The organism is Microcoleus sp. Pol14D4 (genome assembly GCF_036701245.1).
Classification (GTDB): domain Bacteria; phylum Cyanobacteriota; class Cyanobacteriia; order Cyanobacteriales; family Microcoleaceae; genus Microcoleus.
The window spans coordinates 1-8,560 of the sequence record NZ_JAUBQM010000134.1 but is presented as its reverse complement, the minus strand read 5'-3'; the positions used below and the strand labels follow the sequence as shown (position 1 = coordinate 8,560).

Sequence of the window (8,560 nt, the reverse complement as noted above, 5' to 3'; positions counted from 1 at the left end):
ATTTAAATGGGTTAATTGGCAAGTCGGGAAAAGCTGTCTAAGTATTTGTACTTATTGCAAAAGTGACACGCTCCCGGAGACTCCCTGGAAAAACATTGCTCTTGAATTTAACTTGCCGCCGTCAACCGCCCCCAATTTTTATAAAAGAGAATGTCTGCCCCGCTTGCGAAATTTTGCCAAAAATCAAGGATATCTGGAATAAAGGCAGGACAAATCCTGTCCTAAAAAAAATCTGTCAAACAGGAAAACCGTGATGAATAACAGCACCGAAAATATCAGAGAAAAATCTATTACCCTGCCCATTACAGCCGCCGCCCTGCGGCTGGCACAGAAGTTTTCAAATCTTGACGGAGTGACATCCCCGGAAAAAAAAGAGCAAGTTTATTTCAACACTTTAGCTGTATGTGCAGTGAAAGATTACATGGAAATGATGGACATTCCCACAGACTTGAATGCCAGCGACAGTTGGAACGCGGCTATGCGCCTTTACACCGATGCAGCAGACTTGAAATTAACTCAACTAGGTCATTTGGAATGCCGACCTCTGAAGTCGGGCAAGTTTTGTTACATTCCGCTAGAAATACCGGACGATCGCATTGGTTTAGTAGCAGTTGAAATCGATATAAAGCGACAACAAGCTACTTTGCTGGGATTTATGAAAACTGCAAGAGCTGGGGACTTAGCGATTGAAAAATTGCAAAGTTTTGACAAATTTATCCAACATTTGGATTGTCTGGAACGCAGCCGAAAAACTGTACAACTGCGCCAGTGGCTGCACAATATTTTTGAGGCTGGCTGGCAGTCTGTAGAAGATATTTTAGTGCCACAAGAACCTCATTTAGCTTTTCGTCGTTACAGCAGCGCAGTCGTGCGGGGCAAGATAATCAATCTGACAGCAGATATCTCGGAAAAAGCATCCGCAACCATCGATGGTTTTCAAGAAAAACCTAATTTATGGAGGGGTGTGAGAGAAGCAGCCCGATCGATAGCTTTGCTGGTGGCGATCGAAGCAAAAACCGATACTGAAACTAATATTAAAGTACAGGTGCATCCCGCCGGCGGGGCAGACAGTTTGCCGCTCAATCTGACTCTGAAAGTCACCGACGGCGAGGGAAAAACTGTCATGGAAGCTTGCGCCGGCAGCGGTAACGGCTACATGACTCTAGAATTTGCCGCCGATTGCGGAGAATGTTTCAGCGTTGTGGTAAAACTGAAAGAACTCTGTATTGTAGAGAATTTTGTCGCCTAAAGCGGCTCGCTTGCCATAAGTTGTTCAGCATGGAAATTGAAACTTTCAGGCGGGCATCCTGCCCAGCCCACAAGAATTTAATTGCGCCGTGACTGTAAAATTTAGATGCGCCTGGGCTTATCAGTTGTTAGCCATGCCGAAATTAGTTGTTTTGAAGCTAGATGATAACTTGATAAAAGGGGTGCGAGTTTCTCTGGCAATCGGCGCGGAAGGAGATCTGCCCGCAGTGGAAATCCAAGGCTTCCTGCCTCCAAAACCAGAAATAGCGGAACACTACGGTCGCTGGCAGTCAACCTACCGCAGTTTGGGAGATTTCCGCATTAAGCCGATCGAAATTAGCATTATGGGCTCTCGTGCAGAACAGTTGTCCAAATGCCGCTTGTTGCGGGAACAGTTAAGCCAGCAAATCAATAGCTGGCTCAACTCCGAACCGTTTCGCAAACTCAAAGAAACATTGCTCGAACAATTAATGCCGTCGGACACGATTCGATTTTTAATTAAAACTGACGACATCGATTTGCGGCTGCTGCCTTGGTACTGTTGGGATATTTTTGAGCGCTACCCGAAAGCCGAAATTGCTTTGAGTCCCCCAACTTCTAAAAAACCTGCGGTCGCCAACAGAAATCCCGCTAAAGGCAGTGTAAAAATTTTAGCAATTTTGGGGAACAGTCAACAAATTGATATTGAGCAAGATCGAATTATACTTGCAGGATTGCCCTCCGCAGAAGTTACTTTTTTAGTAGAACCAAGTCGCCGCCAAATAGGCGAGCATCTTTGGGAAAAAAGCTGGGATATCTTATTTTTTGCCGGACACAGTTCCACCCGCAGCGACGGCCGATCGGGTAAATTTTATATCAATCAAACCGAGAGTTTAACAGTAGAAGAACTGACACACGGTTTCAAGCTAGCGGTTAGCAGCGGCTTGCAGTTGGCGATTTTGAATTCCTGCAATGGATTGGGAATAGGACGACAGCTTGAAGATTTGGGCATCCCGCAAACGATCGTAATGCGGGAACCGGTGTGCGATCGAACTGCCCAAGATTTTTTAAAGTATTTTCTCCAAGCTTTTTGCAGCGGGGAATCTTTGTATGTGGCAGTGCGCCTCGCGAGGCAAAGATTGGCAGAATTAGGGTCAGAAATTCCCGGTGCGGATTGGCTGCCGATCATTTGTCAAAATCCAACTGCCAAGCCGCCAACTTGGCAAGAGTTGCTGCACAAACCCGAGCCGGAAACTGTCAGCAATCCGCCACCTTTATCTCGGCTGCGCCGCTTTCAGATCGGGCTGTTGGCGATCGCAACTGCTGCTGTTTCTGTCATGGGAGCGCGATCGCTGGGCTTGCTTCAAATATGGGAATTGCAAGCTTTTGACCAACTGATGCGGCTGCGTCCTGCTGAAAGCTCAGACTCGCGTTTGCTGGTGGTGGAAGCGACGGAAACGGATATCAACAAATACGGCTTTCCGCTGCCGGATGCGACGATCGCAAAAGCAGTGGGAAAATTGGCACAGTATGGGGCGCAAACGATCGCCCTGGATATCTTCCGCGATCGCCCTTTAGGGCCCGGTTATACAGCATTAGCGGCTCGCTTTCAGGGCGATCGAAATTTAATTGGTTTGTGCAGCGTCAAAGAAACCGGCAAACCCAACAAATGCGGCATCAAACCGCCGCCCGCACTGCCAAAAGAGCGCCTCGGGTTCAGCGATGTGGTGGCAGATGCCGACGGCATTCTCCGCCGCCACTTACTGTTTATGCAGCCGCACAGCAGCGATCCTTGTACTACAGAGCACTCTTTGAGCGCGAGGGCTGCCCTTCATTACCTAGCAGCAAAAGGCATCCAACCGGAAACTCTTCCCAGAGATAAGATAAGGCTGGGCAATGCAGTTTTTGCACCGATTCACGACAGTACAGGCGCTTATCAAAACTTGGACGATCGCGGTTTTCAAATGATGCTCAATTACCGAGCGCCTCGCAATTTTGTTCGCCGAGTCATGCTAGCCGAACTATTAGAAGAAAAAGTCAATCCCAATTTGATAAAAGACAGAATTATCTTTATTGGCGTGACGGCACCGATTTCCAATCCTGATTATTTTTTGACGCCTTACAGTGCGGGAGAATCACCTTCCCAGAAAATGCCGGGGGTGTTAATTCAATCGCAAATGTCGAGTCAAATTATCAGCGCTGCTTTGGATGGGCGCCCGCTGCTGCAAATTGCACCTGAATGGGTCCAAATGCTCTTGATTGTGGGTTGGGCAGCAGTTGGTAGCGCGATCGCGATTGTCAGCCGACGCAGGCTGCACGCGGTGTCGGGGGCGATCGCATCTGGGGGGATTTTGTGCGGGGTTTGCTGGTTTTTGCTAATCGAGGGCTGGTGGGTGCCTTTGGTACCCTCAGCTTTGGCAATGGTAGCAGGGGGTTTAATTGCGATCGTTTTTACTTTTCGGCCGAAATGACAATATCATATCAAATCAAATCAGTTAACATCGGAATAGTAAATTCGAGTTGACTGTTGACTGTTGACTGTTCACGGCGTCAACAGTCAACATAATTCCGGTGTAACCGGAAAGGATATTATTTTATGCCCAAATGCTTGACGCTCCCCAGGCTATTCAATTAGAAACTAAGTAGGTAAGCAAGATTAAACCGCATAATATAACACTATGTAAACAGATTTAAGTTAGCCAGTAGAAAGCATTTGGAGACTTTGGCCTCGTTTACATAGGGGCGTTTTTTGGCACCGACTTACTTACAAGAGATTTTGGTGAAAAACCCGGTTTCTGCGTAAATCCGCAACCTTGAGAAATCGGGTCGATCGCGAGGGAGCATCTCATATTTGTAAAAACACTTGTTCTGGCTCCTTCCTTCTGACTCTTTCCTCCCAAATCCAATTTCTAGCTTGGTGGCAAAAGTGAGATACTCCCGATCGCGATCGGCTATTTTTGGTTATTTGTGCTGGTGCAGATAGTTGTTAATCGCTTTAGCGATTTTTGCTTGCTGGTATAGGTTCATCGTGCGGGGTAGGGAGATGCGAGAGCCTCCACAAACTAACAGTCTAACTTCGTACCAAATGTCACGATCCCGATCTTTTGTTCGATCGACTTCCACGCCATAAATTTCGCCCAGAGAGTATTCCGTTACTTTACGTGCCAACAAACCCCGCTGTTTAACAGTCAAGGTGTTTAAAGTTTCATCGAAGCTGTAAGTTTCATTATTTCTCAAGAAGATCGCTGCGATTCCTGCGAGCAAAAATATGCCTCCTGTCCATCCCAACCAGCGATCGTCTTGGCTTAAGCGCAGCAAGCGATCTTTGGCATTTTTAACAAAAAAATTGATGTCAGAAGCTACAGCGTCTTGGGTTCCCCAATTAGTGGAGTTAGCAGTGAAAGGAACATTGCCAACAGAAGTCAAAAGTACAACTCTGGTTTTATAGCCGCATCTTTCAACTTTAGCTCCCTGCAAAGAAGCAAGCTCAATTTCTTTGATGTTCGACCCCAGTAAATTCGATCGCACAATCTGGCAATTTCCTTGTTTTGCCTGCAATCGCTGGCAGCTCAAGGTTGCTGCATGATAGTCAAAAGTCAGCGATATCAGTCCAACTGCCATGAATAAACAACTAGGGAGCCAAAAATCAAATATGCTTTGAGTCTGAATTATTAATTCACTGGCTGTTTGCTGGATTATTTTCATTTATCTCATCCTTTTATTCCAAAAATGAGGCTAAGTAGGTAGGCGCTGTAAAACACAATTATGTAAACGATTGTAAAGTATCCAAATGCCGTAAGCGTGGCTAAGTTAGTCCTGTTTACCTACTGTTACATAGCTGTGTTTAATCCCGCTTACCTACTTACCTTGTTATTGCGATCGATCGGAGCGAAAGTGTAACCGTATCCCTGAGTAGTTTGAATAAAATTCGGAACAGCCGAATCGACTTTAGCCAGTTTCCTGCGAATCAGACGGATATACACGTCCACCACTTGCTCGTCTCGTGCGTCATTGCATTTCCATCCCCAAACTTTTTCGATTAGCTGTTGGCGGCTCCAAGCTTTACCTGGATAAGTTGCCAAAAAATACAAGAGTTGAAATTCTAAGGCCGTCAAAGCTAAAGTTTTCTCTTTCAATCTCACCTCCCTACTCATTAAATCTATAGCTAGTTCACCGAAGACAAGATTGCGCGGACTGACGGTTTTCATCTCACTCAACAAAATTTCTATTTTAAGTGCCAAGTCCTCAAGAATGAACGGTTGGTCGATAAAATCATCAATACCTGCTTTTATGATTTTAATTCGAGCTTCTTCGCCTGTACCGCTGCTGAAAATCACGAGTAAAAAAACATTCTTCCGTTTCTGCATTTCTTCGCAAAGTTTAACGCCGATATTATCGGGAAAATTCCCATCCAAAATTACGAGGACTGGGTTGAATTCCTCAAAGATTTCTAAAGCTTTTTTTCCGTCTGCAGCAGATTGTACTTGATATGTCTCATTCAGATAGCCGCCGATGCAATTACGGACGGGGGCGTCATTGTCTACAACCAGAATTTTGGAATGTGGATCGGTAGATATCGTCATAATTTTTGGCTCTCTTGTTAATGGTTCACACTTTAGAAAATCGAGTAAGTATGCTGTCTTTTAATTAGACCCTCGATTCTCTATAAGGCGTGTTTTCTTTACTCGTAGATGCCCCCTTAGCTTGCCCTACTCAACCCCTACTCCCTTTAAAAAGGGGATTAGGGGTGGGACAATAGCGAATTAACTGGTTCGCGCGCTCTACCTAGGAACCAGTCATAATTATGATGATTGTTCAATTACCAACTACCCTGTCCCTGCGAGCGATCGGAGCGAAAGTGTAACCGTATCCCCGAACAGTTTGAATAAAACTCGGAACAGCGGCATCGACTTTAGCCATTTTCCTGCGAATTTGGCCGATATGCACGTCCACCACTCGCTCTTCTGATCCATAATTGGATTTCCACCCCCAAACTTTTTCGATTAGCTGTTGGCGGCTGCAAGCTTTACCTGAATGAGTTGCCAAAAAACACAATATTTCAAATTCTAAGGCTGTTAGCGTTAGAATTTGCTCCTTGAATCTCACCTCCCTACTCACTAAATTGATCGCTAATTGGCCGAAGACAAGGTTGGGCGGGTTGACGGATCTCGACCGCCTCAACAAGACTTCGACTCTAACTGCTAATTCTTCAAGAGAGAACGGTTTGCACATGAAATCATCGGCACCTGCTTTCATGATTTTAATTCGATCTTCTTGGGAGGTGCGACTGCTGAGAATCGCGACTAAAACATTTGTGCGCTTCTGCATTTCTTGGCAAAGTTTATAGCCAGTAATATCGGGCAAGTTCCAATCCAAAATGACAAGGACTGGGTTAAATTCTTCAAAAATTTCGAGAGCAGTTTGACCGTCGGCGGCAAATTGTACTTGATATGTCTGGTTGAGAAAGCGGTAGATGAGAGTGCGGATAGAATCGTCATCCTCTACAACTAGAATTTTTGCTTTTTGATCGGCAGATATTGTCATAATTTTTGACTTTATTGTTAAGGGTGCAAAGTTAGGAAAGCGAGCAGGTGTATGAAAACAGCCTTTATTGTTTAGTCCGCTAGCAGTGGACTAAAGTTTGTGCAGTAGGGGCAATCCCCCCGTGGTTGCCCCGATTTCAATCGCAAACGTGACTTTTGTGAAGAAATTAAATCGACACATGGCTTATCGCTCCTGGCGCGATCGAGTTTCTGTGGAGCTTTCAGCGAAAAAACTAATTTTTTCGCTGTTTTGGCAATTTTTTACAAAATTTAATCAATTATGTTTCGCCGATCAGTGTGAAAGCCGCCCAATCTCTGGGATTTGGATGCTGCTGCATTGTCTCCAGCATGGCGTTTCGCAAGGCTTGAGCTTTGTTGCCCGTTCGATCGAGATTTTGATAAAATTTCACCATAAAATCGGCTGTAGGAGCATCCGGCACCGCCCACAAAGACACAATGACACTGGGCGTACCAGCCGAAATTAAAGCGCGAGACAAACCGATAACGCCGTCGCCGGTAATCCGCCCCATGCCGGTATTGCACGCGCTCAAAACGACCAAATCCGCGTTAATGTGCAGATCCAAAATTTCCTCAGCAGTCAGCAAACCGCTATCGGTGCGATCGGGTGCAAGGGCGATCGCGCTGCCGAGCCCGCGAATGTTATCGAGCAATCCGTGGGTGGCAAAATGGACAATGCGGGCGTTTGGCAACCGCTGAAGTACGGCGGCTTTGGTAGCCGAATTGCCTGTAAGCGCTTGGGTTTGGAACAATTGGGCGATCGCCTTGGCTTCCGTTTCTGAATGCAGCAAAGCAGATAACTGCTGCGGGAGTTTTCCCGGTACTAGAGCAACTTCGGGCATAGTCGGATTTCCTACTACTAGAATGTCTCCAACTAAATCAGAAATCTCTTGTCGTTTTTGGCTGGTTAATTCCAGAATTTGAATCGAAGGAGCAGTTAGAATAGTATGTTTTTCAATTAAGAATTTCCCCCCAGCATCTTGCAGGGCCGGAAAAGGAACGAAAAACAGTTCGCCTTGAGGAATAAAGATAATTCGAGCTTCGGGATCTGTCGGCAACAAATCAGCAATCGGTTCAATTAGCAATTGATGGAGTTTTTGCAAGCGCGGGTGATTGGTGAGGCTTGATTGCACTTTGGCTATTACATCAATTGCAGGTCGGGGAATAGTCAATCCTTCGGGAAAAGAGGATTGCCAGAGCGAGAGAATGCTGTGTGTTTCATCAACAGATATGACTTGCCAAGGTTCCCAGTTAGGGGCATCGTCGTGGAGTTTAACTAAATCGCCTGGGCCAATTTTTAGAGTGGGATTGAAGTCGCGATTCCTGATGCCGATCGCCTCGCGAGAGTCGGAAACCAAGTCTTTGAGCGGAGTATGTTGATAGTTGAGGTCAACTTGGCGAAATACAATTTCGCCCGTCGGCTGAATTACCCAAATAAAAAGTTCTTCTAAAAAAGAAATAGAATATTCGACAAAAGTTGCATTTTTTGCTTGAGCAATTTGTTTAATTTGCTCGCTCGTAGGTGGCTTAATATTGGGTATCGCATCTGAATTAGCAGATAACCGAGCAGTCAGTAACTCGACAAAAGCCCGCGCCCGCCCCCGCTCGGAAATTTCCAGCGCCTGTTCTGTTTTTGACTGAGCGATCAGGGCTTTTTCCAGGTGGCGGTAAGTTGCTGCTTGGGTTTCAAAAATAGCTGGGGGGGTGACAACCCGCCCCAAACCCATAGTTAGTAAGGATTGAGCCAACTTGTGGTAAAAAAAGATAGGCAG

Annotated in this window: 6 protein-coding genes and 1 pseudogene; 3 read left to right on the top strand and 4 right to left on the bottom strand. The window is 45.8% G+C overall.

The window, feature by feature from the left end; translation table 11 throughout:
- From QUA33_RS26850 to QUA33_RS26840, 3 genes and pseudogenes are all read left to right on the top strand, one after another.
- A pseudogene (locus tag QUA33_RS26850) lies at positions 1-202 on the top strand (hypothetical protein); the annotation flags it as partial.
- 51 nt (positions 203-253) lie between these two features.
- Positions 254-1,249 (top strand): DUF1822 family protein, encoded by a 996-nt coding sequence (locus QUA33_RS26845; RefSeq protein ID WP_333152654.1) that lies wholly within the window; start codon positions 254-256, stop codon positions 1,247-1,249.
- 133 nt (positions 1,250-1,382) lie between these two features.
- Positions 1,383-3,698 (top strand): CHASE2 domain-containing protein, encoded by a 2,316-nt coding sequence (locus QUA33_RS26840; protein WP_333152653.1) that lies wholly within the window; start codon positions 1,383-1,385, stop codon positions 3,696-3,698.
- A gap of 490 nt (positions 3,699-4,188) precedes the next feature.
- On the opposite strand, the gene QUA33_RS26835 is transcribed toward QUA33_RS26840, so the two are convergent.
- The 4 genes from QUA33_RS26835 to QUA33_RS26820 all read right to left on the bottom strand — a co-directional run.
- Positions 4,189-4,932, bottom strand: coding sequence for a hypothetical protein (locus tag QUA33_RS26835; RefSeq protein ID WP_333152651.1), 744 nt, complete (start codon positions 4,930-4,932; stop codon positions 4,189-4,191).
- A 149-nt stretch (positions 4,933-5,081) separates the two neighbouring features.
- Positions 5,082-5,810 (bottom strand): response regulator transcription factor, encoded by a 729-nt coding sequence (locus tag QUA33_RS26830; RefSeq protein WP_333152649.1) that lies wholly within the window; start codon positions 5,808-5,810, stop codon positions 5,082-5,084.
- A gap of 232 nt (positions 5,811-6,042) precedes the next feature.
- Positions 6,043-6,771 (bottom strand): response regulator transcription factor, encoded by a 729-nt coding sequence (locus tag QUA33_RS26825; protein WP_333152647.1) that lies wholly within the window; start codon positions 6,769-6,771, stop codon positions 6,043-6,045.
- 277 nt (positions 6,772-7,048) lie between these two features.
- The coding region (locus QUA33_RS26820; protein WP_333152644.1) for a CHAT domain-containing protein at positions 7,049-8,560 on the bottom strand (1,512 nt) is incomplete at its 5' end.

Excerpts from the sequence above, each read along its gene's own strand:
- QUA33_RS26845 (WP_333152654.1), top strand. The coding sequence starts at position 254 with ATGAATAACAGCACCGAAAATATCAGAGAAAAATCTATTACCCTGCCC.
- QUA33_RS26840 (WP_333152653.1), top strand. The coding sequence starts at position 1,383 with ATGCCGAAATTAGTTGTTTTGAAGCTAGATGATAACTTGATAAAAGGG.
- QUA33_RS26835 (WP_333152651.1), bottom strand. The coding sequence starts at position 4,932 with ATGAAAATAATCCAGCAAACAGCCAGTGAATTAATAATTCAGACTCAA.
- QUA33_RS26830 (WP_333152649.1), bottom strand. The coding sequence starts at position 5,810 with ATGACGATATCTACCGATCCACATTCCAAAATTCTGGTTGTAGACAAT.
- QUA33_RS26825 (WP_333152647.1), bottom strand. The coding sequence starts at position 6,771 with ATGACAATATCTGCCGATCAAAAAGCAAAAATTCTAGTTGTAGAGGAT.